The sequence below is a fragment of the Cupriavidus sp. IDO genome, assembly GCF_000812465.1.
In the GTDB taxonomy this organism is placed as follows: domain Bacteria; phylum Pseudomonadota; class Gammaproteobacteria; order Burkholderiales; family Burkholderiaceae; genus Cupriavidus.
The window spans coordinates 23,233-47,162 of sequence record NZ_JWMA01000073.1 but is presented as its reverse complement, the minus strand read 5'-3'; the positions used below and the strand labels follow the sequence as shown (position 1 = coordinate 47,162).

The following is a 23,930-nucleotide window of genomic DNA, read 5'->3' as shown; positions in this document are numbered from 1 at the left end:
CCTGCGTCGGGCAGTAAGTTGCCCTCACCCCAACCTGAACTGCCCCACCGCCCCCGCCAGGCTCCCCGCCTGCGTCTGCAACGCCGCCGCAGCCGCGGTCGACTGCTCTACCAGCGCCGCATTCTGCTGCACCATCTCGTCGAGCTGGCTTACCGCCTTATTCACCTCTTGAATACCGCGTGTCTGTTCCACGGCCGCGTGAGTGATCTCGGAAATAATGCTGGTCACCTTCGAGACGTTGCTGACGATCTCGTTCATGGTGTCGCCGGCGCGGCGGACCTGGTCGGAGCCGGAGGTGACGCTGCCGACGGTGGATTCGATCAGGGCCTTGATTTCCTTGGCGGCCTGGGCGCTGCGCTGGGCCAGGCCGCGCACTTCACCGCCCACGACGGCAAAGCCGCGGCCCTGGTCGCCGGCGCGGGCGGCTTCTACGGCGGCGTTGAGCGCCAGGATGTTGGTCTGGAAGGCGATGCCTTCGATCACGCCGATGATGTCCGAGACCTTGACCGAGGCATGTTCGATCTGGCCCATGGTGGTGATTACCTCGCTGATCACCACGCCGCCGTTGGCGGCCACGCGCGAGGCGGAGCCGACGCTCGTTGGCGTGTCTGGCCGAGCTGGCGGACTGGCTGACGGTGGCGGTGATTTCTTCCATCGATGCCGCGGTTTGCTGCAGGCTGGCAGCGGCGGATTCGGTGCGGCGCGAGAGGTCGACGTTGCCGGCGGCGATTTCGTCGGAGGCGGCGCGCACGGATTCGCTGGCGTCGCGGATCTGGCGCATGGTGGTGGTGAGCTTGTCGGCGAAGTTGTTGAAGGCGCGGGCGATTTGCGCGACTTCGTCGCTGCCGTCGGCGGGCAGTCGCTGGGTCAGGTCGCCGTCGCCGGTGCCGATGGCGTGCATGGCGTCGCGCACGGTGGACAGGCGGCGGAAGGAGATGGTCGCCACGGCGCCCACCACGGCGGCGGCCACGCAGGCGATGATGACCAGCGCGAGCACAGAGGCCATCAGCACGGAGCGCATGCCGGCAGTGGCTTCGGCCTTGTCGAGCGCGACGATGACCATCCAGTCGGTGCCGGGAATCTCGCGGGCGCCGAGCAGCTTGGTGCTGCCGCCTGCGTCCACTTCCATCGGCGCCTTTGCACCGATAAGCGCGCCGAGCTTGTCGGCGTTCAGCGCGGGGACGAGTTCGGATACGGGCTTGAGCGTGAGCTTGTCGTCGGGATGCGCCACGATCTGGCCGTTCTTCGCCACCAGCATGCCGAAGCTTGCGGGCGTGGGGTGGATCGCCTTGACGCTGGCGATGACGGTGTCCATGGCCACGTCGCCAGACACTACGCCCTTCACATTGCCATCCCGCACGATTGGCGCAGCAAACGCGACCACCAGCTTGCCGGTGCCGGCATCCACATAAGGCGGCGTTACCACCGGCTTGCCGGCGCCAGCTGCCTGCTTGTACCAGGGACGGCCGGTGGGGTCATGGTCCGGCGGAATGCCTTCGGGCTTGGAGAACTTGGCGGTCTTGTCCGCATAGCCGACGTAGACGTTGGTGAACCCGCCGGCGTCGGCAATCTGCTTGAGCGCGGCGATAGGATCGGGTTCCAGCGCGGCGTCCTGCAGCGAGTTGATCATCTGGCTGTGCGAGGCCACCCATTCGGCGATGGCGCTGGTGTGGCCGCTCTGCACGGCGCTCAGGCTGCTGTCGATCGCGTCCTTGTTATAGGAATTGGCAACGAGTTGGTTGAGTGCGGTGTTGATGGCGAGCGCGGCGATGACAATGGCCACGCTAAGGGCCACGATCCGCGCGGATGGTAGTGAACATACTGATGGTTCCTTCGTAAGGAATCGTTTGGCGGCGTTTGGGCGTGGGGTTGCCACGTGGCTGTATACGGAGCCACCAACGCTTCCTTGAGGAAAGACACGCAGAGGTCGGGAATTCTTGTGTGAATTACAGAGGAAGGCGCCGATTTGGTGCGCAATTGGGCGCTTTTGGCGCGGCAGTTGTTTTGTTTTAAAGACACGCACGGCGCCGGATGGGCCCGGGGTGATCGCTTTGCGGCGGCGCATTGGTGCGCTGCAATGTGGTGGGACTCATTGCGCTGCGGCGATGGCGGTGAAGAACCTGCGATGCGCGATCATCCCTGAATAAGCGCGAGGATTCTCGCGGGAAAGAAATGTCGCTACGCACGGTAATGCCGCACAACCATGAACGCTGTGTGTCAACGGGTTCCTGGTTTCTCATGCAGACATGCTGTGAACATTTTCACAACGTATTACAAAGATTTACAGCCGGTATTGGAACTGCAACATATGCTCCGGTACATCCACAAATAACCATGAACGGAGAGATTATCGTGCCAGCCTTTTCCTCTTACTCCGCGCCCTTGCGCATTCTTGCACTGAGCGGTGCGCTTGCACTGGCCGCTTGCGGCGGCGGCGGCGGTGACAATTCCTCCGGCTCCGGCCAGGGCACGCTGCAAGTGTCGATGACCGATGCGCCGTCCTGTGGCTTCGACCACGTCTTTGTCACGGTTAACAAGGTGCGTGTCCATACGGATGCCAATGCCGATCCGAGCGCAAACGGCTGGGTGGATATCAGCCTCAGCCCATCGCGCAAGATTGACCTGCTGTCGCTCACCAATGGCGTGCTGACTACGCTGGGCCAGACGCCGCTGCCGGCAGGCACTTACCAGCAGGTGCGGCTGGTGCTGGATCCGAATGGTAGTGGCGCCAGTGCGCTGTCGAATTCCGTCGTGCCGACGGGCGGCACGGAGCAGGCGATGGATACGCCGAGCGCCGTGCAGTCCGGCATCAAGATCAACCGTCCCTTCGTCGTGGCCCCGGGCACGCTGACTGACCTGGTGCTGGACTTCGATGCCTGCAAGTCGGTGGTGGCGCGCGGCAATGGCAGCTTCAACCTCAAGCCGGTGGTGACGGCGATACCGACGCTGGTGAGCGGTGCCGTAACCGGCGTAGTGGGCGCCGCGCCTGGCGCGCGCGTCTATGCTGAACGCAATGGCGTGGTGGTGAAGGCGACGCTGGCCGATGGCAGCGGCAACTTCACGTTGTCGCCGATCGAGCAGAGCAGCACGGCCGGGCCGGTTGATGTCGTGATCGTGCCGGGTTCGGCGAATCTGCGCGCCGCCGGCGTTGTGCGCAGCGTGCCGGTGGTGGCCGGCGGCAGCACGACCATCTCCACGGCCGGTTCGCCGATCACGTTGCCGACCTCGGCATATCGTCTGGTCTCGGGTACGGTCACCCCGGCGAGCGCGCTGGCAACCATCCGCGCACTGCAGGTGACCAGCGGCGGCACGTTCGAGTTTGCTGCCACGGCCGCGGCATCGGACACTGGCGCGTACAGCCTGTTCTCGCTGGCTGATCCTGCTCTGCCTGCGGCTGCAACCATGATCGGCACGTACCAGACCACGCTGCCGATCCCGCTGTCGGCCGATGCCGGCTCCGCTGGCAAGTACAACATCCAGGCCACCAGCGCGACCGGTACGGTCAGCACGCAGGCGGTGAATGTGACGTCCGCCAACGCGATCCAGAACTTCTCGTTCTGATGGTTGATATGCGCCGGCGTTCGTGACGGCGCACTAGCCGGGAAGGGGAAACTTACCCTTCCCGGCTTTTTTATCGGCATTCCGGCGCCATCAAAAGAAAAACCGGGCTACCTCTCGGTGCCCGGGCGCAATCCTCAGCGCTCAACAACCACGGAAACTCCCTAGAACCCTTCTTAGCTCCCCCGATACGTCCCGAAGCTCCACGGCGAGCACAGCAGCGGCACGTGATAGTGCTGCGCGGCGTCCGCGATGGTGAATCGCACGGGAACGATGTCGGCGAATATGTCCGGCGTCTTGAAGTAATCCGCCACCCAGAACCGCAGCTCGAAGTCACCGGTGCGCGCCTGCGCGGCGGGCAGCATCGGTGCGTCGGTGCGGCCGTCGTTATTGGTGCGGGCGCGGGCGATGAGCCGGGGCGGCTGCGTGCCTACGTCGAACAGCTCGATCTGCATGCCGGCGACTGGCTTGCCGAGCGATACGTCGAGCACATGCGTGCTGATGCCTGCCATGATGCGATGCCTCCGGATATGCGCGGCTTCAGCTGCCGCGATAGTAGTTGTAGCTCCACGGCCCGAACAGCACGGGCAGGTGGATGCGCTGGCTGGCGTCGGTCACGCGGAAACGCAGCGGGATCTTCGACAGGAACAGCGGCTGCGGCAGGTTGGCCTTGCGCGCGGCGAAGTATTCGTCCACGTGCAGCAGCAGCTCGTAGGTGCCGGTGCGGTAGGTGTCGCCGATCAGCAGCGGCGGTTCGCTGCGGCCGTTGGCGGCGAGCGTAACGGTCTGCATCAGCCGGGGCTGGCCGTTCTCGATGCGGAACATGTCCACGCGCATGCCGGCGGCGGGAGTTCCGTGCCAGGTGTCGAGCGCGTGCATGGTCAGGCGCGGGCTGAGGCCGCCTTGCTGCACCGGGCCGGTGGTCTGGTTGGGCGCGGCAGGGGAGGTGGCTTCCGGCGTCGCCGCGAAGCTTGCGCCGGCGAGCAGCGCGCCGCCGCCGAGCGTCACAGATTGCAGCGCAAAGCGCCGGCGGCTGGCATCGAAGGTATCGTGGTTGTCGTGGCTCATGTCAGGCCTCGCGCTTATTGCCGAGCTGGCGGATGCCGATCAGCACCAGCAGTGCTGCCAGCACTTCGATCACGGCGACGATATACAGGCCCGTGGTGAGCTTGCCAGTGGCGTTCTTGATCAGGCCCATCACATACGGCGCGCCAAAGCCGGCCAGGTTCGCCACCGAGTTGATCAGGGCCACGCCCACCGCGGCGGCGCTGCCGGCCAGGTAGCGGTTGGGCAGTTGCCAGAACACCGGAATGGCGCTCATGGTGCCGACCAGCGCAGCGGTCATGGCGAGCAGGGCAATCACGGGCGAGATCACCTGCGCACCGAGCATCACCGCCAGCAGCGCCATCGAGGCACCGCCGATGATGGCCGCGCCGCTGAAGTGCCAGCGCACCTCGTTGCGGCGATCGGAATGCGCGCCGTTGACGATCATGCCGACCGCGCCGCACAGGTACGCCACCGCGGCGATCCAGCCCACCGCCATCGGGGTGGTGAAGCCGACGTCCTTGATGACGGTCGGGATCCAGAAGGTGAGCGTGGAGTTGGCGCACAGCAGGCAGAAGAAGATCGCGATCAGCAGCCACACCTTGGGGTTGGTGAACAGCGAGCGCCAGTCGTGGCCGCGCTCGCCCATGGCGGCGTTGTCGCGCTTCAGGGCCTCGAGCACCACGCGCTTTTCGTTATCGGTCAGCCAGCGCGCCTGCTCCGGCTTGTCGGTCATGTAGAACCACGCAAAAATGCCGGCCAGCACGGACGGGATGCCTTCGATGACGAACAGCCACTGCCAGCCGTGCATGCCGTGCACCCCGCCCATCGAGGTCATGATCCAGCCGGCGATTGGGCCGCCCAGCACGCCGGCGATGGCCGAGGCGGACATGAAGGTGCCGAACGCCCTGGCGCGCCGCTGCGACGGGTACCAGTAGGTCAGGTACAGGATCACGCCCGGATAGAAGCCCGCCTCGAACGCGCCGAGCAGGAAGCGCAGGATATAGAACTGCGTGGGCGTGGTGACAAAGGTCTGCAGCATGCAGATCACGCCCCAGCAGATCGTGATGCGCATCACGGTCTTCTTGGCGCCGATCTTCTGCAGCAGCATGTTCGACGGCACCTCGAAGAAGAAGTAGCCGAGGAAGAAGATGCCCGCGCCCAGCCCGTACACCGCTTCGCTGAAGTGCAGCGCGTCGAGCATCTGCAGCTTGGCAAAGCCGATGTTCACGCGGTCCAGCCAGGCCAGCACCCACAGCACGCCGAGAAACGGCAGCAGGCGCCACGAGACCTTGCGGTAGACGCTGTCTTCCGTGTCGTCCGCCGCGCCGGCGAAGATCGGAATCCCTTGTTTGGTGATCGACATGGTGTCTCCTGTCTGGTCGTGTCAGTGTCGTCTGGCTTGTCTTGCGCGGCTCTGGTCCGCGTGGCTGGAAGCAAGTATAGGAACGGCCCGGCAATGGGAAACGGGGGTGCTGGTATAGGCTCTATAGCAGCCTCGATATGGGCTGCAAAGCCTTATGTGGCGCGGGTTTCAGGGGATTCGGCAGGGCGTCTGGCGGACCTATGGATTACCCCTAGGCGGGCCATTGCGCCATCGTGGGACGCGCCTCGCGCACAGGGCATGATGGCCGCCCATGCCGCATGTCCGGGTTCCACCGCGTTGCCGCGCGGTGCGCGACACGCTACAAAGTCGCCATTGGCGGCCCGGGCGTGCCACCATTTGCGGCGCCCGACGCACTCGCCAACCATCCATCCGGGACCCACCATGATTCGCGCCGACGATCCGTTCGATACCTACCTGCTGCGGGTGCTGTGCATCCTGATCGCGGAGCAGAGCGTCTCGCGCACCGCGATCCGCCTGAACCAGTCGCAGCCGGCGATCAGCTCGGCGCTCAAGCGGCTGCGCGCCATCTTCAACGACCCGCTGCTCACGCGCGAGAAGAACGTGATGGTGCCCACCGAGCGCGCGCTGCAGCTGGCGCGCAACGCGCAGGCGGCACTGAGTGCGCTCGACAACCTGCTGGTGTCCGATGACCGCTTCGACGCGGCCACCACCGAGCAGAGCTTTGTCGTGGCCATGCCGGACTACCTGGCGCCGCCCTTCTTCGCCCACGTGGTGCGCGAGTTCCGCCGCGCCGCGCCGCACGCACGGCTGGTGGCAATGCCGCTTGGCTCCAGCTTCGACTACGAACAGGCATTATCCGAAGGGACGGCGGACATCGTGATCGGCAACTGGCCGAATCCGCCCGAGCATCTGCACCTGTCGGTCCTGCTGGAGGACGAGGTGGTCTGCGTGGTAGCGCAGGACAGCGTGCACACGCAGCCCGGCAAGTTCACGGCGCAGGCCTACCTGGGCGCGTCGCACATCGTGCCCACGCCTTACTCGCGCGACCAGCGGGGCCTGGTCGATTCGGGGCTCAGCACGATGCGCGTGCATCGCGACAACCGTGTGAGCTGCCCGTACTTCAACCTGGCGCCCAGCCTGATTCCCGGCACCGACCTGATCCTGACCACGGGGCGCCACTTTGCCAACTATCACGCGCAGCATGTGCCGCTTGCCGTGCTGGCGCCGCCCATCGAATTCCCGTTCATGCGCTTCTATCAGCTGTGGCATCCGTCGCGCCATCGCTCGGCCGCGCATATCTGGCTGCGCGGCATGCTGACTGCGGCATCGCAGGAGCTGCGCAACCTGCGTGACATGCGCCGGTAGCCGGTATCGGATTCTGTTATGCGATCTATAGGGCCGGGGCCCTCGCCGCTGCGGCGGGCCCTTCCTATACTCGGCCCGTATTCAACGATTCCTCGGGATCCTTACGGGAGAGCAGTCCATGTCACAGCCACTCGATCTGGCTTCGGTCAACGCCCTGGACAGCACGGGCTTTGCCAGCGCCTTTGGCAGCGTGTTCGAACATTTTCCGCAGGCGGCGGAGGGCGCGTGGGCGCAGCGGCCGTTTGCTTCGGTGTCGGCGCTGCATGCGGCCATGATGGACGTGGTGCGCAAGCTCGACGAACAGGGCCAGCGCGATTTTCTCAACCTGCACCCGCAGCTGTCGGCGCGCAATATCCGCGCGGGCACCATGACGGCGGATTCCAACGCGGAGCAGAAGAGCGCGGGGCTCGATGCGATGTCGCAGCAGCAGGAAGCCGCGCTCGACCGCCTGAATGCCGACTATCAGGAACGCCACGGCTTTCCGTTCATCATCTGCGTGCGGCACTACACGCGCGAAGGCATCTTCGCCGCGTTCGAACGCCGCATCGGGCGCAGCACGCCGCAGGAACTGGACGAAGCGCTGGCGCAAATCGCCGCCATCACGCGCGGGCGTCTGAACGCTCGCCTGCAAGGCTGAAGGAGGGGGCAGCGTCCCCCACACCGCACGATTTCCCGCTAGACTGCCATTCTCGCGTCCCGGGAGATCGCGCCATGGCAGCACGCAACGCAGCGAAGAGCAAAACTGCCGACGTCATTCGCGTCGGCATAGGCGGCTGGAATTTCGCGCCGTGGCGCGACAACTTCTATCCCGCCGGACTGACGCAATCGCGCGAGCTGGAATACGCCAGCCGCCATCTCAGCGCCATCGAAATCAACAGCACGTACCACGGCACGCAGAAGCGCACGTCGTTCGCCAAATGGCGCGACGAGACGCCCGATGATTTTGTGTTCTCGGTCAAGGCATCGCGCTTTGCCACCAATCGCCGCGTGCTGGCGGAGTCGGGTGAATCGATCGAGCGCTTTATCGACAGCGGCATCGCCGAACTCGGCCCCAAGCTGGGCCCGCTGGTCTGGCAGTTCGCGCCGACCAAGCAATTCGAGGCCGAGGACTTCGAAGCCTTCCTCCAACTGTTGCCCGCTTCCGTCGAAGGCGTGAAGCTGCGGCACGTGCTGGAGGTGCGGCATGACAGTTTCATGTCACCCGATTACCTGAAGCTCGCGAGCAAATACAAGGCCGCCACCGTGTTCACGGACTCGCCAAAATTTCCGTCGATGGCGGACCTGACTGCGGACTTCGTCTATGCGCGGCTGATGGAGAGCAGCGAGAAGCTGAAGACCGGCTACGGACCCAAGGCGCTTGATGCATGGGCGCAGCACGCGCGCACGTGGGCACAGGGCAAGGCGCCGGCGGACCTGCCTGTGATTGGGGACAAGCAGCCGGCCCGCAAGAAGCGCGAGGTGTTCGTCTTCTTCATCAACGGCGCCAAGGAGCGGGCGCCCGCTGCGGCGCAGGCGTTGCTTTCGCGGCTGGACTGGGAGCCGCAGGAATGGGTACCAGAGAAAAAGCGAAAATAAACGCGCGTTTGTCCAAGGATGGCGCCGTGCAACTGGTGGTAAGTGGCGCTTTGTACGACTGGCCCTCGCTATAATCCGGCATGAACTCAAGTCCCGCTCAGCCGCCCGTCGGCGCCCCCTTCTCCGACCTCCCGCTTTCGCCGGCCATGCTCGCGACACTCGCGCAGCTCGGCTACGACGAAATGACGCCGATCCAGGCCGCCAGCCTGCCTGTCACGCTGGCCGGCCACGACCTGATTGCGCAGGCCAAGACCGGCAGCGGCAAGACCGCCGCGTTCGCGCTCTCGCTGCTCAACCGTCTCGATGCGCGGCGTTTCGACGTGCAGGCCATGGTGCTGTGCCCCACGCGCGAACTCGCGGACCAGGTCACGCAGGAAATCCGCCGCCTCGCGCGTGCCGAGGAGAACATCAAGGTGCTGACGCTGTGCGGCGGCGCGCCGATGCGCCCGCAGGTGGACAGCCTGATCCACGGCGCGCATGTCGTGGTGGGCACGCCCGGCCGCATCCTCGACCACATCGATCGCGGCAGCCTGGAACTCGCGGGCATCAACACGCTGGTGCTTGATGAAGCCGACCGCATGCTCGACATGGGCTTCTTCGATGACATCGCCTACGTGGCCAGCCGCTGCCCCAGGGACCGCCAGACGCTGCTGTTCTCGGCAACGTACCCGCCCGGCATCGACAAGCTCAGCCAGAAGTTCCTGCGCAATCCGCAGGAAGTGAAGCTGGAAGAGAAGCACGACAGCAGCAAGATCCGCCAGCGTTTCTACGAAGTGGAAAATGGCGAACGCCTGCAGGCAGTGGGCCGCCTGCTCGATCATTTCCGCCCGGCCAGCACGCTCGCGTTCTGCAACACCAAGGCGCGCTGCCGCGACCTGGTGGACCTGCTGCGCGCGCAGGGCTTCCAGGCGCTGGCGCTGCACGGCGAACTGGAACAGCGCGAGCGCGATCAGGTGCTGGTGCAGTTTTCCAACCGCAGCTGCTCGGTGCTGGTGGCTACCGACGTGGCTGCGCGCGGGCTGGACATCGCCCAGCTGGAAGCCGTGATCAACGTCGACATCACGCCCGATCCGGAAGTGCACGTGCATCGCATCGGCCGCACTGGCCGCGCCGATCAGGAAGGCTGGGCCTTCAGCCTGGTCAGCATGGAAGAGATGGGCCGCGTGGGCAATATCGAGCAGCACCACGGCGGCGAGTTCGAATGGCACGCGCTGGCCGAACTCAGGCCTGCGAGCGACGAACGCCTGCTGCCGCCGATGGTCACGCTGCAGATGCTGGGCGGCCGCAAGGAAAAGATCCGTCCTGGCGATATCCTCGGCGCGCTGACCGGCGAGGCCGGGTTCACCAAGGAGCAGATCGGCAAGATCAACGTGATGGAGATGTCGACCTACATCGCGGTGGATCGCGCGATTGGCCGTGAGGCGGTCAAGCGGCTGAATGATGGAAAGGTGAAGGGCAAGAAGGTGAAGGTGCGGATGCTGACGGAGTGAGTCGCACCGCTGGTTTGCTCCCTCTCCCGCTTGCGGGAGAGGGAACATGCAATTGGCCTGTGAAGCGCCTGCGCTCAATCCCCCAGCACCACCACATACCCTTCCTTCGGCTCCCCACCCCCTGCCACCAACCGCGCAATCCTCTCCTGCGCCGCCCCAAATCCCCGTTCCTGAATCAGCGACAACCAGCCATTGCCAGGCTCACGCGCATGGTCGATGAACTGGCGCTGCGCCGCATTGAAACGGCGATTGACCTCCTGTGGCCCCCAGTCCGCATTGCGCTTGCGGATCTGCACCGGTGCGAAGTAGAACTCCGGCTTCGGCCCGGGCAACCGCAGGTCGCGCAGGAAGCCGGTGTTCTGTGCGGACCCTGCATAGCAGTCGTAGACCAGCGACGCACCGAAATACTGGTGGATACGGGCGCGCAGGGACTCGTCGCCGGAGAAATCGACATAGAGCGTCGGCACATCCGTTGACAGCGTTTCCAGCTCGTCATAGGTCACCGTCTCGTCATAGCTGCGCAGGCCTTCCACAAAGCCGCGGTTGCGTTTCGACGTCAGCCCGACCAGCGAGATTTCCGGGAAATCCTCCAGGCAGAAGGCAGTGCCATATGCAGTCTTGCTCGAGGCGCTGGACACGACCAGCCGCTTTGCGCCGAAGAAGTGATTGTCCTGCAGGAAGTCGGCCAGCATGAACGATGTGATGAACAGCGGCCGGTACAGCATCTGGTAGTTCTCCAGCTCGGGCGCGTAGGCGGCGTCGTTGCGCACGCGGGTGTACTGGTTGTACGCGGAAGTCAGCCTGGCGCGATGTTCCGCAGCGTCGTAGAAGCCGCGGTCCGTCACGCGTTCGGGCTGCATGCGGATGTGGCTGGCGATGGGGAAGTAGCCGTAGAAGCGCTCACCGACGTCGACCCCGTCCACCGTGGACGACACCACGTCGGCAAAGCCCCACACTGGCATATGTCCCCATTCATGCTGTCCGGTGGGAAAGAACCCCCAGTACTGCATGGCCTCGCCGAAGGCGGCGTAGGTGATGTTGTTGGTGGTGAGGGCGAAGCGGTCGATGCGCAGCAGCACTTCGCCGGGTGCGGCGCCGGCCGGCTCCTCGCTGGCTTCCAGCCGGCTTTCGTTTAAGGCATCCTTGCGGGTGAAAAGCCGGGTCACGGCGATTGTCTGCTGCGTGGCTGTCATGCTGTCTCCTTGTCCGGTTCGCTGCTCAATGAATCCCTGAGGCCGATGCCAAGAATCTATCGCCGCGCGCGCGCCGCCGGGTTCGGAAACGACGCGGCTGCCGCCACGGCCCCGCCCGCGCCCGCCACGCCGCGCAGCAAGCCGCTCAAGCGGCCTTCGCAGCAGCGCGCGCACTTCACCGTCAACGCGATCTACGACGCTTTTGTTCGGATTTGGCGCCGGCACGGCTGGGAGGGGGTGACGACGCGTGCGGTGGCGCTGGAAGCCGGCTTCTCGGTCGGCACGCTGTACGAATACTTCCCGAGCAAGGATGCGTTGCTGTCCGGCTACGTGCGCCATACGGTGGAATGGCTGCTGGCGCGCATCGACGAAGACGTCACGCAGGCGAATGCACTGGACTGGCGCACGCGCGTGGGCCGGCTGGTGGCCATCACCTGTGGTGCTGATGACGAAGCGGCCGGCATCGTGTACGACCACGACATGCTGAGGCTCGAATCGCGCATTGCGGAGCCCAAGCATCACCGGCGCGTGTTCGAGGAACTCTCGGCGGCGTGGCAGCGGGCCCTGGCTGCCTGCGAGGATCTCCCGGTCCCGGTCGATGCACCGATGGCGCAGTCGCTGTTGCTCGCGGTCTGGGGCGCGCGGCGCTACCGCTTGCTGGTGCAGGAGGCTGCCGTGCCGCACGCGGAATGGATGAGGCAGATGCAGAAACTGTGCATTGCAGCACTTGCCGGGGCAGCCATGGAATGAAGTCATTGCTACAGACGCGATCGCGTGCAGATCAGTTTTTACAAAGATTCGTGTAAGTCACCCTGTAAGGGGGCGCGATCCTTTGCTAATCTGGATGAACGTGGCCAGCGTCAGCCGCAATGCATTCACGACAGAAGAGGAGGGGTGATGAAATCCGCACGCCAGGTTCTGGAATCCAAGCCGAGTCAGGCCATCTTCAGCGTTCCCCCCACGGCGACGGTGTACGCCGCGCTTCAGTTGATGGCGGAGAAGGGGATTGGCGCCCTGCTGGTGATCGAGCACGGCAAGATCGTGGGCATCCTGAGCGAACGCGACTATGCGCGCAAGGTGATCCTGATGCAGCGCACCTCGCGCGAGACGCTGGTGCGCGACATCATGACCTCGGCGGTGATCTATGTCAGCGCCGACCAGAGCACCGATGAATGCATGGCATTGATGACCCAGCACCGCCTGCGCCACCTGCCGGTGATGAACGGCGAGGAGCTGATCGGGATGCTGTCGATCGGTGACCTGGTCAAGGACATCATCTCGGAGCAGCAGTTCATCATCAGTCAGCTGGAGCACTACATTACGGGCGGCGGCCACTAGCCGGCGCTTCGAGGCCGGGAATGCGATTGCGGGGCTTTGTTGCCGGTGAGCGGAGTTCCCGCAGTCTTGCCCGCTGGAAAATGCAGGCTTTACGCGACTCCGACCTCATGCAGGTGACGTGCGAGGCGCCTTTCGCCCGTCGTTGAGGGTTCAACCCGATATGCGATAACCGCATATAATTATGCGGTTGCTGAATTCGGCCGCCCGCCACGGTCTCCCATGCCGCGCGACAGGGTTTCGGGTCGGAAATTTCCCGCATTTGCCGTGCGTTTGCAGCCGATGGCTGCGCTTTTGGTCGTTGCCCGATGTCTTCCCCCCTTTCCTCCAGCCAGGCCCAGTCTTCGCCCGTTCCCGTGCATGACCACCACGCGATCATGCGTGTGATCGGCGGCATCGTCCTGTGCATCCTGCTGGCCGCGCTCGACCAGACCGTGGTGATCCCGGCCGTGCCGGCCATCGCCAACGACCTGAATGGGTTCGGGCATCTGTCATGGATCGTCACCGCGTATCTGATCACCTCGACCGTGGCGACGCCGCTGTACGGCAAGCTCTCCGACAGCTTCGGGCGCCGCCGCCTGCTGATGGTGGCAATCACGCTGTTCATCCTGGCCTCGGTCGCATGTGCGATGGCGCAGTCGCTGGGCCAGCTGATCTTGTTCCGCGCGCTGCAGGGGATCGGCGGCGGCGGCCTGATGTCGCTGGCGCAGGCGGCCATCGCCGACGTGGTGGCGCCGCGCCAGCGCGGGCGCTACCAGGGCTACCTGGCCACGGTGTGGGCGGTGGCGTCGATCGCCGGCCCGCTGGTGGGCGGCTGGGTATCGGATCACATGTCGTGGCGCTGGCTGTTCTGGATCAACGTGCCGCTGGGCTTGCTGGCCATGTTCATGTGCTACCGCGGACTGGCAATGCTGCAGGCGCGCGGCGGCCGCCCGCGCGTGGACTGGCTGGGTGCGCTGCTACTGGCGGTGGCCATCGTGGCCTTCCTGCTGGCGATGAGCTGGGGCGGCGACGTATTCCAATGGATCTCGCCCGAGATGGGGCTGCTGGCGCTGGCCACCGTGGGCGCTATCGCGGCGCTGGCGTGGCAGGAGCGCCGCGCCGCGGATCCGATGCTGCCGCCGCGGCTGTTCCGCAATCGCGCCTATGTGATGGGCACGGCGGCATCGGCGCTGGCTGCGCTCAATATCTTCCTGTGCATCTTCGCCCTGCCCCTGCACTTCCAGCTGGTGCGCGGCGCCGATGCGTCGATGTCCGGCCTGCTTGTGATGCCCTTCCTGCTGGCGACGGTGGCTGGCAACTTCGTCGTCGCCTGGCTGGCGCCGCGCCTGGGCCGCATGCGCGGCATCCTGACCGGCGGCTTTATCGCCGCCACGCTGGGACTGGTGGCGCTGGCGCTGATCTCGCCCGCCCTGCCGGTGGTGCTGGTGCTGCTGGCGATGACGGTGGCCGGCGTCGGCCTGGGCATGACCATGGTCGGCACCCTGATGAGCGTGCAGAACACGCTGGAGCGGCGCGATACCGGCGCGGGCACCGGCGCGCTGCTGGTGCTGCGCTCGCTCGGCAGCGCGCTCGGCGGCGCCCTCGCCGGCACGCTGCTGACGCTGGAATTCCGCCACGCTACCCTGGCTGCCGGGGTGACGCAGCAGCTGGACCTGGGCGCGCTGCGGCACGGCAGCGAAGCGCTCGCGCACTTGTCGCCGGCAGTACGGCAGATCCTGTCCGGCGGCGTGGAATCGGGCTTCCAGCTGATCTTTGCCGCCGGCGCCGCCGCGGCCGTCCTGGCATTGCTGATCGTGCGCCGCATGCCGGACCTGGAGCTGCGCGGCAGCGTGACGGAGCACGCGGCAACGCTGGCGATGGACTGAGCTGGCCAGCCGCAAAGCCGCTACCGGCGTAGACTATGGCGTACCCGATACAGCGAGCCGCCATCCGGAGCCCCATCGCCATGACGCGTCGTTTCTCTTCGCCTGCCACCCTCCGACAACTTCGCCCGGCCGCCCTCGCCGGCGCGCTGGCACTGGCCGCGGCCGGCGCCGCGCTGCTGCCGCACCCTGCCCGCGCCGCCGACAAGCCGGCGCCCGCGCTAGCCCCGCAAGCCGAGGGCGCCTGTCCCGCATCGCTCAATTTCAAGTTCCCGCGCCTGCAGGACGAAGCCCCGCAGAACCTCTGCCAGTACGCCGGCAAGGTCGTGCTGGTGGTCAATACCGCCAGCTACTGCGGCTTCACGCCCCAGTACGAAGGGCTGGAGGCGCTCTACAGCAAGTACCGCGACCGCGGCCTGGTCGTGCTGGGCTTCCCGTCGAACGATTTCTCGCAGGAGCCGGGCTCGGAGAAGCAGATCGCGGACTTCTGCTACAACACCTACGGCGTCAAGTTCCCGATGCTCGGCAAGTCGCACGTGCGCGGCAGCGATGCCAACCCGATGTACGCGCTGCTGGCGAAGGAAACCGGCACCTCGCCCAAGTGGAACTTCTACAAATACCTGATCGGCCGCAATGGCCAGGTGGTGGGCAGCTACAACAGCATGACCAAGCCTGACGACAAGCAGTTCGTGGCGAAGGTCGAGGAATTGCTGGCAGCGCCGCGCTGAAATCCCCGGCACGCAGGCGAGGTGTCCTCGCCTGACGACAGTCCGGCAGCAGGCGGAGGTTTTTCCCATCTGCATTGATTCGCATCAAGATTGCAACGGGATTCGCTGAGTAACGTCGCCGCTTGCAAAGAGCGGAGCGAGACGATGGGAATCACGTTGTACGACGCGGACGGGCATACCTGCCTGATGTTCACCGACCTGGTCGAAGAGGCGCATGGCGAGGTCGTGCAGACCAACCAGTTCCTGGTCGTCGATCACGGGCATGGCGCGCTGATCGATCCCGGCGGGCAGATGACCTACAGCGAGCTGTACCTCACCATCAGCCGCTACTTTCCGCCCAAGCAGCTCGACTATGTGCTGGCCTCGCACGCCGATCCGGACATCGTCGCGTCGGTCGGGCGCTGGCTGACTGGTTCCGACTGCCGCATCATGATTTCCAGTGTGTGGGCGCGCTTCCTGCCGCATTTCTGCCAGGCCGGCAAGACGGCCGGGCGCATCGTGACGATTCCCGATGCAGGCACGCATATCCCGCTCGGGCACAGCTCACTGGTCGCGGTGCCCGCGCACTTCCTGCATTCCGAGGGAAATTTCCAGTTCTACGATCCGGTCAGCAAGATCCTGTTCTCCGGCGACCTTGGCGCGGCGATGACAGGCGCGGACGTGGCCGCCACTACAGTGACGGATTTCGATGCGCACATCCGCCTGATGTTGCCGTTCCACCGCCGTTACATGAGCGGCAACCGCGCCTGCCGGCTGTGGGCCGCGATGGCGCGAACCATGGACATCGAATGGATCGTGCCGCAGCACGGGCCGTCGTTTCGCGGCAAGGAGATGGTGGCGCGATTCATCGACTGGATCGATGCGCTCGCGTGCGGGCTGGACCTGCTGACGCAGGACAACTACCGGATGCCGGCCCCCGTCATGCGCTGACGAGGGCCGCGCGGATCGTGCAGACCCACGCGGGCCGGCCTCAGTCCAGCAGCTTTGCCAGCGCCGGCGGCAGCCCCAGGTTGGGTTTGCGCGGCGGGCGTGCAAAGCTGCCCTGCTTTGCGCTGCCTGCCGACAGCGCGACCAGCGATTCACAGTGCCGGACCGCGCTCGACACGCCGTCCACCACCGGCACCGGAATGCGCCCCTTGAGCGAACGCGCCAGCCCCGCCAGCGGCGCGCCGGCAACGATGATCACGTCCGCGCCGTCCTGCTCCACGGCCTGCAGGGCCATCTGCTCCAGCCGCGCCGAGTGATCTTCCTGCACGCTGCCGATATCGCGCAGCGGCTCCTGCAGCGAGCGCACGCTGGCCAGCCGCGAGCTCAGGCCGTTCGCCGCCACGCATTCGCGGTACCAGGCCTGGATGCGGTTGGAGATGGCGATGATGGAAAAGCGCTGCCCAAGCAGGCAGGCGCTTGCCAGCGCGGCTTCGGTCATGCCGACCACCGGCACATCGAACAGCTCCTTGATGCCCGCCAGGCCCGGGTCGCCGAATGCGGCGACGATCAGGCCGTCGAACTTGCCAATGTGTTCGGCGGCGGCGCAGGCAGTCGCGTAGCCGCCCACCAGCGCTTCAAAGCGCGTCTCGATGTAGGCAACGCCAAACGGCGCGGTGGCCATGGTCAGCGTCGTATCCGGCGACGCCGTGCGCCGGGCCTCGGCCTCGATCAGGTCGGTAACCGACTGCGAGGTATTGGGATTGACGATCAGGATGTTCATGGTTGCATTCCGCTCAACTCAGCTCAGTTCCGGCGCGCCGGCTTCCAGGAAACGCCCTCTTCCCGCCTCGGGTTCCAGGTACTTGCCATCCTCGACCAGCAGTTCGCCGCGCGAGAGGCAATGCACCGGCCACCCGGTGACTTCCATGCCTTCATACGGCGTGTAGTCCACCGCGTGATGCAGCGCCTCGTTGGCAATGCGGACCTTGCGCGACGGATCCCACAGCACGATGTCGGCATCGGCACCTACTGCGATGGTGCCCTTGCGCGGATACAGGCCGTACACCTTGGCGGGCCGATAGGACGTCAGCTCCACGAACTGGTGCAGCGACAGCTTGCCGCGCGCCACGCCGTCGAACAGCAGCGGCAGGCGCGTCTCGATGCCCGGCACGCCGTTGGGAATATGGTCGAACGGTTGTGCCGTGCCGCCGAGCTTCTTGCCCTGCGGATCGTCGTAGTTGAACGGCGCATGGTCGGACGAGAACACGCTGAACACGCCATTGGTGAGCGCGCGCCAGACGGCGGCCTGGTTCTCCGGGTCGCGCGGCGGCGGGCTGCAGACGCACTTGGCGCCTTCGTAGCCGTGATCGCCTTCGAGTCCCATGTCTTCCGCCGTGAGGTACAGGTACTGCGGGCAGGTCTCGGCCAGGATCTGCAGTCCCCTGCCCTGTGCCCAGCGGATCTGCTCGATCGCTTCCTTGCCGGAGACGTGCACAATCAGGATCGGCACATCGACCAGTTCGGCGAAGGTGATGGCGCGATGCGTGGCTTCGCGCTCGACCGCGGCGGGACGTGCGATGCCGTGGAAACGCGGCGCGATGCGCCCTTCCCCGACCAGCTTGTCGGTCAGCCACGAAATGCAGTCGGCGTTCTCCGCATGCACCATGACGAGCGCGTTGTTCTCCCTGGCGACGTCGAGCACTGACAGCATTTCGCGGTCCGATAGCTTGAGGTCATCATAGGTCATGTAGACCTTGAACGAGGTGTAGCCCTTGCGGATCAGCGCCGGCAGTTCGTCCGCCAGCACGGCGGGCGTGGGGTCGGCCACGATCAGGTGGAAGGCGTAGTCGATCACGGCACGGCCTTCTGCGCGGCGATGGTAGTCCGCCACGGCAGCCTTGAGCGAACCGCCCTTTTCCTGCGCCGCGAACGGAATCACCGTGGTAGTGCCGCCGCACACGGCGGCGCGCGTGCCGGTGAAGAAATCGTCGGCCATGCGCATGCCTTCCGGCATGGGCTGGTCGAGGTGGCAGTGGCCGTCAACGCCGCCGGGCAGCGCGAGCAGCCCGTGCGCATCGATCTCGCGCACGCCTTGCGGCAAGCCGTGGCCGAGCGTGACGATCTTGCCGTCACGCACGCCGATGTCGCAGCGGAAGCGATCGGAGGCGGTGACCACATCCGCGTTGCGGATCACCAGGTCGAGACTGTCGTTGGCGCTCATCTTCGTTACTCCACTTCGCGGAACAGGCGGCCCCAGCCGCGCAGCTCGCGCGTGTCCACGCCGGCCAGGCGCAGCGATTTCCATACGACGGTCGAGATGGTGTCGTAGATGGGGATATCGATCTCGGCTTCGAGGGCTTCGACCAGGTGCGCCGCGTGCAGGTTGGTGCAGAAGGTGGTGATGGCCTGCGGCTTCTGCGCGGCAATCTCGCGTACCATTTCGCCGATGGTCTGCTCCTGGACTTCTGCGAAGCTGTAGTTCACGTGCAGGTCGAGGTGGCGCTCGGCCACGCACTCGAAGCCGCTGCGCTGGTAGTTGGCGACGATGCGCTGCTGCACATCGTCCAGGTACGGCGTGGCCAGCCCGAAGCGGCGCGCGCCGGTCTTTTCCAGGATCTCGTTGAGCGCCAGCACCGAGGTGGTCGCGGGAATGCCGGTGGCTTCGGTGATCTGCCTGCAGAGCGCTTCGTCCTTGTCGAAGCCGAGCCAGCCCGACGAGGTGCCGTTCCAGGCGATCACGTCGACGCGCGCATCGGCCAGCAGGCTGGCGGCGGCGAGGATCTTGTCGAGATTGAACTGGCCGAGTGCCTGGTCGCGCAGCGAGATCTCGGTCACGGTAAAGCGCGAGAAATGCGCGCTGACGTTGGGCAGGCCGCTGACCATGGCGCTGGTGATCGGTTCGAGCGCCGTGTTGGAAGACGGGGTCAGCATGCCGAGTCGGATTTTCTTGGTCATTTCAGTTGTTCTCAGGAGTTGGGCGGGCGCTACTGCATGAGCGGCGCCTCTGCATTCTTATTGTTCGGGTTTGTCGTTGAAGGCGAGGGCGGTGCCGGGCACGCCCTGGCTGGCATGCGCCAGTTCCAGTTCCTTCTGCAGCGCAGCCTGCCGCGCGGCATCTGGCCGGACGGACTTGCCTGCTTGCAGCGCGGGCAGCACATACTGGTTCACCATGCGCCGGTACAGGTCAAGGTAGGCCGCATCGCGCAGGCCGCCTTGCGTCGACATGATGCTGTTCATCACGATCACGGCGTTCTGCTTCGGCAGCACCGTGATGAACTGCCCCTTGTAGCCCATCGCGCTGAACTCGCGTTCGCTCTGCACGATGTTGTTGACCCAGCAGTAGAAGCCGTAGTCCTTCGCCGGCCCGGCCGGTGTGGTCATGCGCGCGACCCACGAGGCCGGCACGATCTGCTGGCCGTTCCAGCGGCCCTGGTTCAACATCAGCATGCCGAGCTTGGCCATGTCGATGGAGCGCAGCCGCAGGCCCCAGCCGCCTGACACCGCGCCCTTGCCGTCGGCGCCGTCCCAGCGGTAGTGGCTCATGCCGAGCGGACCGAACAGGCGGGCCTTCGCATACTGGTCTTCGGGCTGGCCCGCGGCCTGGGTGACGGTGGCACCGACCAGCACCGGGTTGACGTCGATGTAGTCGAACTCGGCGCCGGCCCTGGTGCGCACGGCGGCGGAGGCCGCCACGCGCAGGCGGTCCGGCACGCCGTAGTAGAGCGTGTCGGTGCCTTCCACCAGCTTGTACGACAGTCCGCTGGACATCGACATCAGGTGGCGCAGCTGGATGGCCTGCTTGTCGGCCAGCGCGGCGGCGAGGTCAGGGCGTGCAGCCGCCAGGCGCGGTACCGGCGACTCTTCGGCGCTCAGCTTGCCGTCGCCGACCAGCGTGCCGACCAGCAGGGCGCTGATGAACTTGGTGACCGAATAGAGCTCGTGGTTGTAGTCGCGCGAGAGACCGTCGCCGTAGCGCTCGAACACCAGCTTGCCGTCCTTGATGACGAGCAGGCTGCGCACATCGAGCTTGTCATGGCGGATCCATTCGGACAGCGCGACGAGCTTGCTTGAATCGACGCCAACCGCTTCCGGCTGGGCTGTGGGGATGCCTTCGGCAGTGGCTCTGACGGACGTGGCCGGGGCGGCGTGGGCTTGCGCGGCGCCCAGCACCAGCAGGGCAGCCGCGAACACAGGGGACAGACGTTTCATGGGGAGTCTCCTCCACTGCCGCGCTGTCGATGGCAGCGCGGCATGTGCAAATCGGGTTTGCGTGGATGGGCGCGTGCAGCGCCCCGGGGGGTCAGACCGGAATCTTCGTCTCGTAGTCGATCGCCGTGGAAGCGAACAGCAGGCCCACGCCGGCGGCCGCGAAGAACATCAGCGCCAGGAAGTAGGAGCCCGTGGCCTGCACGATCAGGCCGACGATGATCGGCACGCTGATGCCGGCGATATTGCCGCCCAGGTTCATCAGGCCGCCCAGGAAGCCAATCTTGTTGCGGGTGCCCAGCATCGACGGCACGGACCAGAACAGGCCGCACCAGCGCAGGAAGAAGAGGGTGGAGGAGAGCAGCGCCACAACGGCCACTGCGTCGGTGACATAGGCCACCGAAAAGATCGACACGGTGGCGACGACGGCCGCAATGCCGAACAGCGTGCGCATCACCACGTTGGGGCGGCCGCCGGCTTCTTTCCATTTGTCGGCGATCCAGCCGCCGACGAGTTCGCCGACGAAGCCGCTCATGAAGATGATGAAGCTCGCGCCGCCCATCGTCTTGAGGTCAAAGCCGCGGGCCTTGCTCAGGTAGGTCGGCATCCAGGTGAGCAGGCCGTAGAAGACGGCGTTGAAGCACATCCAGCTGATGGCCATGCACCACACCGAGCGGTACTTGAAGAAGTCGAGCGAACGGCCGGACAGGTTGGTCGGCTCGGCGCTGTGCTCGAGGGCATGCGCATCCTCGATATGGCGCGCTTCGAGTTCATTGACGCCGTTGTGTTCGCGCGGCGAATTGCGGATGTACCACCAGGCCACGAAGCCGGCGAGCACGGTGCCGACGCCGGCTACCACGAACGACATGCGCCACGAGCCGAGTTCGCTGATCAGCCCGGCAATGATGAGAGAACCGAGCGCTGCGCCCAGCGGCGCGCCGCCGTCCAGCAGCGTGGCGCCGCGACCGCGTTCGTTCTGCGTCATCCAGATGGCGTTGAGCTTGCCGCCGGCCGGGTAGATCGGTGCTTCGGAGGCGCCCAGCCCGAGCCGGGTGAGCAGCAGCGAGGTGGCGTTGGTGCAGACCGCCGCGATCGCCTGGAAGAAGCCCCAGAACACGGTGGCGCAGGCAATCACGATGCGTGGCTTGTACTTGTCAGCCAGCATGCCGCCCGGGATCTGCATGAATGCGTAAGTCCAGAAGAAGGAGCTGAGGATCAGCCCCTGCATGGCGGGACTGAGGTCGAACTCCTTGGCGATCAGTGGCATGGCCACCGACAGCGAGGCGCGGTCAATGTAATTGATCGCGACGAGCAACAGCATCATCAGGAAAATCTTCCAGCGCACGGAGCTCCTGTTCTCCGCGAGCGTGGCTGCCCGGCTTGTCGTTTGCATGACGGTTGTCTCCTTTTAGTCCTTTGGGTGAGGCGTTTCTGATCAGGTGTCGCGCAACTGGCCGGAGTATAGGATACGTAATCTGTAATTACAACTCTCGTAAGTCATTGATTTTACGTTGGTGCGTGTGCACAATTTGAGGGTGTGATAGCCTTCTCGTGGTGCATTTCCCAATTCTGGTGACGTCCGTGACACAAACGCTTCCCAAAAACGCCCGATTGCGCACGCTGGGCATGTCTGCCGAAATTGCGGCCCGCCTGCGCACGATGATCGAAGAGGGCGAACTGCCACCCGGCGTCCGCATCGACGAGCGGGCCTTCTGCGAGGTCTTCGATGTCTCGAAGACACCGCTGCGCGAGGCGCTGAAGGTGCTGGTGTCCGAAGGGCTGGTGCTGCACCGGCAATACATCGGCTATCGCGTCGCGCCGCTGGACCTGGACGAGCTGCGCGCCACGTTCGAAACCCTGCACGGGCTGGAGGCCACGGCCGGTGAACTGGCCGCGCAACGCCTGACCGACGCCTCCATGACGCGGCTGGAGCGCCGCCACCAGGCCATGATCGATGCCCATGCGGCCGGGCGCCGCACCGACTATTTCCGCATCAATCAGGAAATCCACCAGCTCATCATCGACGGCGCCGCCAATCCGGTGCTGGCTGGCATCTATGCCTCGCTGATGAGCAAGGTCCATCGCGCGCGCGGCGCCGCCAATGCCGACATGCTGCGCTGGCAGGAGTCGCATGAGGAACATGAGGCCATCATGGCCGCGCTGCGCGAGCCCGGTCGGCCGCGCCTGGCGCAGGTCATGCGCTGGCACTCCGAAAACACCGCGAAAGAAGTCCTGAGTGTGGTCGAGCGCTCGCTCGCCGAGCCCGCCGGCCGCCTCGCCAATTCGAAGACAGCAGCCTGAGGGAGACTATGAAACTGGTACGAGTGGGCCAGCCCGGCGCGGAGCGCCCGGGCGTGATTGACGCGCAGGGGCGCGTGCGGGACCTGTCCGGCGTGATCGCCGATATCGGCGCGGCCGACCTCGCGCCGGCGGCGCTGGCGCGCCTGGCGCAGGTGGACGCCGCATCGCTGCCGGTGGTGGAGGGCGCGCGCTTCGGCGTGCCCTGGACCGGTATCGGCAAGATCATCGCGATCGGCCTGAACTATGCGGACCACGCCGCCGAGGCCGGCATGCCGCTGCCGGCCGAGCCGATTGTCTTCCTCAAGGCCAACAGCTCGCTCAACGGCCCCGATGACGACGTGATGCTGCCGCTCGGGTCGGAAAAGACCGACTGGGAGGTGGAGCTGGGCGTGGTCATCGGCAGCACCGCCCGCAACGTCTCGCGCGACCAGGCGCTGCGGCACGTGGCTGGCTACTGCGTGGTCAATGACGTCTCCGAGCGCGAATTCCAGATCGAGCGCGGCGGCACCTGGGACAAGGGCAAGGGCTGCGACACCTTCTGCCCGGCCGGCCCGTGGCTGGTGACCCGCGACGAAGTGCCCGATCCGCAGGCGCTGGGCCTGTGGCTGGAGGTCAACGGCGAGCGCGTGCAGAAGGGCAGCACGGCCACCATGGTCTTCGACGTGGCCACGGTGGTGAGCTATGTCAGCCGTTTCATGACGCTGCTGCCGGGCGACCTGATTGCCACCGGCACGCCGCCGGGCGTGGGCATGGGCTTCAAGCCGCCGCGCTACCTGAAGGCGGGGGACACCATGCGGCTGGGCGTCGACGGGCTCGGCGTGCAGACGCAGAGGGTGGTGGCCTACGCAGAGCGGTGAGACACAGGCCGTTCCCTCACTCGCGAGCGGGAGAGGGGACGAAAGACATCATCGCAATGGTTCCCCGTCGAAACGCTTTCATACAAAGCGTTGGACTTCCATACAAACCGTGCCGTGCGAGCAACAGTTCTGGTGTCG

Annotated in this window: 21 protein-coding genes and 1 pseudogene; 12 read left to right on the top strand and 10 right to left on the bottom strand. The window is 65.6% G+C overall.

Annotated elements, in window-relative coordinates:
• Window positions 1-24: 24 nt before the first annotated feature.
• Window positions 25-1,798: pseudogene (locus RM96_RS21425) on the bottom strand (methyl-accepting chemotaxis protein).
• Between the two features lie 554 nt (window positions 1,799-2,352).
• Here RM96_RS21425 and RM96_RS21420 point away from each other — a divergent pair.
• Complete coding sequence (locus RM96_RS21420) at window positions 2,353-3,561, top strand: DUF4382 domain-containing protein (RefSeq protein WP_238587357.1); 1,209 nt, start codon at window positions 2,353-2,355, stop codon at window positions 3,559-3,561.
• Window positions 3,562-3,734: 173 nt separating this feature from the next.
• Here the strand turns inward: RM96_RS21420 and uraH (RM96_RS21415) are convergent, their stop codons facing one another.
• Genes uraH (RM96_RS21415) through RM96_RS21405 form a run of 3 tightly spaced genes read right to left on the bottom strand, consistent with a single transcriptional unit; the run spans window position 3,735 to window position 5,968 of the window.
• Window positions 3,735-4,070 carry a hydroxyisourate hydrolase gene (gene uraH / locus RM96_RS21415; RefSeq protein WP_039013503.1) on the bottom strand — a complete coding sequence of 112 codons (336 nt, stop codon included), beginning with the start codon at window positions 4,068-4,070 and terminating at the stop codon, window positions 3,735-3,737.
• Window positions 4,071-4,098: 28 nt separating this feature from the next.
• Entirely contained in the window at window positions 4,099-4,626 is a 528-nt protein-coding gene (gene uraH, locus RM96_RS21410) for a hydroxyisourate hydrolase (RefSeq protein WP_039013502.1), read from the bottom strand.
• Between the two features lies 1 nt (window position 4,627).
• Complete coding sequence (locus tag RM96_RS21405) at window positions 4,628-5,968, bottom strand: MFS transporter (protein WP_039013501.1); 1,341 nt, start codon at window positions 5,966-5,968, stop codon at window positions 4,628-4,630.
• A 402-nt stretch (window positions 5,969-6,370) separates the two neighbouring features.
• Here RM96_RS21405 and RM96_RS21400 point away from each other — a divergent pair, with 402 nt between their 5' ends.
• The 4 genes from RM96_RS21400 to dbpA all read left to right on the top strand — a co-directional run bounded on the left by RM96_RS21400 (window position 6,371) and on the right by dbpA (window position 10,380).
• Window positions 6,371-7,315: a LysR family transcriptional regulator gene (locus RM96_RS21400; protein ID WP_039013498.1), complete on the top strand. Its 945-nt coding sequence runs from the start codon at window positions 6,371-6,373 to the stop codon at window positions 7,313-7,315.
• 118 nt (window positions 7,316-7,433) lie between these two features.
• The gene (gene uraD / locus RM96_RS21395) at window positions 7,434-7,952 is read left to right on the top strand and encodes a 2-oxo-4-hydroxy-4-carboxy-5-ureidoimidazoline decarboxylase (protein WP_039013497.1); all 519 of its coding nucleotides are present in this window, start codon (window positions 7,434-7,436) and stop codon (window positions 7,950-7,952) included.
• 74 nt (window positions 7,953-8,026) lie between these two features.
• The gene (locus tag RM96_RS21390; RefSeq protein ID WP_039013496.1) at window positions 8,027-8,890 is read left to right on the top strand and encodes a DUF72 domain-containing protein; all 864 of its coding nucleotides are present in this window, start codon (window positions 8,027-8,029) and stop codon (window positions 8,888-8,890) included.
• An 80-nt stretch (window positions 8,891-8,970) separates the two neighbouring features.
• Complete coding sequence (gene dbpA, locus RM96_RS21385; RefSeq protein WP_039013488.1) at window positions 8,971-10,380, top strand: ATP-dependent RNA helicase DbpA; 1,410 nt, start codon at window positions 8,971-8,973, stop codon at window positions 10,378-10,380.
• A gap of 74 nt (window positions 10,381-10,454) precedes the next feature.
• Here dbpA and RM96_RS21380 read toward each other — a convergent pair whose 3' ends face one another.
• Window positions 10,455-11,573 carry a DUF2855 family protein gene (locus RM96_RS21380; protein ID WP_039013487.1) on the bottom strand — a complete coding sequence of 373 codons (1,119 nt, stop codon included), beginning with the start codon at window positions 11,571-11,573 and terminating at the stop codon, window positions 10,455-10,457.
• Window positions 11,574-11,618: 45 nt separating this feature from the next.
• On the opposite strand from RM96_RS21380, the gene RM96_RS21375 reads away from it, so the two are divergent.
• From RM96_RS21375 to RM96_RS21355, 5 genes are all read left to right on the top strand, one after another.
• A complete protein-coding gene (locus tag RM96_RS21375) occupies window positions 11,619-12,323 on the top strand; it encodes a TetR/AcrR family transcriptional regulator (RefSeq protein ID WP_039013485.1) in 705 nt (234 codons plus the stop codon).
• Between the two features lie 147 nt (window positions 12,324-12,470).
• Window positions 12,471-12,911 carry a CBS domain-containing protein gene (locus tag RM96_RS21370; protein ID WP_039013483.1) on the top strand — a complete coding sequence of 147 codons (441 nt, stop codon included), beginning with the start codon at window positions 12,471-12,473 and terminating at the stop codon, window positions 12,909-12,911.
• Window positions 12,912-13,285: 374 nt separating this feature from the next.
• Entirely contained in the window at window positions 13,286-14,776 is a 1,491-nt protein-coding gene (locus tag RM96_RS21365; protein WP_039013482.1) for an MDR family MFS transporter, read from the top strand.
• An 80-nt stretch (window positions 14,777-14,856) separates the two neighbouring features.
• Window positions 14,857-15,501 (top strand): glutathione peroxidase, encoded by a 645-nt coding sequence (locus RM96_RS21360; protein ID WP_039013481.1) that lies wholly within the window; start codon window positions 14,857-14,859, stop codon window positions 15,499-15,501.
• 144 nt (window positions 15,502-15,645) lie between these two features.
• The gene (locus RM96_RS21355) at window positions 15,646-16,431 is read left to right on the top strand and encodes an MBL fold metallo-hydrolase (protein ID WP_039013480.1); all 786 of its coding nucleotides are present in this window, start codon (window positions 15,646-15,648) and stop codon (window positions 16,429-16,431) included.
• Between the two features lie 40 nt (window positions 16,432-16,471).
• On the opposite strand, the gene RM96_RS21350 is transcribed toward RM96_RS21355, so the two are convergent.
• The 5 genes from RM96_RS21350 to RM96_RS21330 all read right to left on the bottom strand — a co-directional run bounded on the left by RM96_RS21350 (window position 16,472) and on the right by RM96_RS21330 (window position 22,027).
• Window positions 16,472-17,209 (bottom strand): aspartate/glutamate racemase family protein, encoded by a 738-nt coding sequence (locus tag RM96_RS21350; protein ID WP_039013478.1) that lies wholly within the window; start codon window positions 17,207-17,209, stop codon window positions 16,472-16,474.
• Window positions 17,210-17,227: 18 nt separating this feature from the next.
• Window positions 17,228-18,649 (bottom strand): dihydropyrimidinase, encoded by a 1,422-nt coding sequence (gene hydA, locus RM96_RS21345; RefSeq protein ID WP_039013476.1) that lies wholly within the window; start codon window positions 18,647-18,649, stop codon window positions 17,228-17,230.
• Window positions 18,650-18,654: 5 nt separating this feature from the next.
• Entirely contained in the window at window positions 18,655-19,383 is a 729-nt protein-coding gene (locus RM96_RS21340; protein WP_039013475.1) for a maleate cis-trans isomerase family protein, read from the bottom strand.
• Window positions 19,384-19,440: 57 nt separating this feature from the next.
• Window positions 19,441-20,637 (bottom strand): serine hydrolase domain-containing protein, encoded by a 1,197-nt coding sequence (locus RM96_RS21335; protein ID WP_039013473.1) that lies wholly within the window; start codon window positions 20,635-20,637, stop codon window positions 19,441-19,443.
• Window positions 20,638-20,728: 91 nt separating this feature from the next.
• Complete coding sequence (locus RM96_RS21330; protein WP_039013472.1) at window positions 20,729-22,027, bottom strand: MFS transporter; 1,299 nt, start codon at window positions 22,025-22,027, stop codon at window positions 20,729-20,731.
• A 233-nt stretch (window positions 22,028-22,260) separates the two neighbouring features.
• Here RM96_RS21330 and RM96_RS21325 point away from each other — a divergent pair, with 233 nt between their 5' ends.
• Window positions 22,261-22,935 carry a GntR family transcriptional regulator gene (locus RM96_RS21325; protein WP_238587356.1) on the top strand — a complete coding sequence of 225 codons (675 nt, stop codon included), beginning with the start codon at window positions 22,261-22,263 and terminating at the stop codon, window positions 22,933-22,935.
• Between the two features lie 8 nt (window positions 22,936-22,943).
• The gene (locus RM96_RS21320; RefSeq protein ID WP_039013469.1) at window positions 22,944-23,792 is read left to right on the top strand and encodes a fumarylacetoacetate hydrolase family protein; all 849 of its coding nucleotides are present in this window, start codon (window positions 22,944-22,946) and stop codon (window positions 23,790-23,792) included.
• Window positions 23,793-23,930 lie beyond the last annotated feature (138 nt).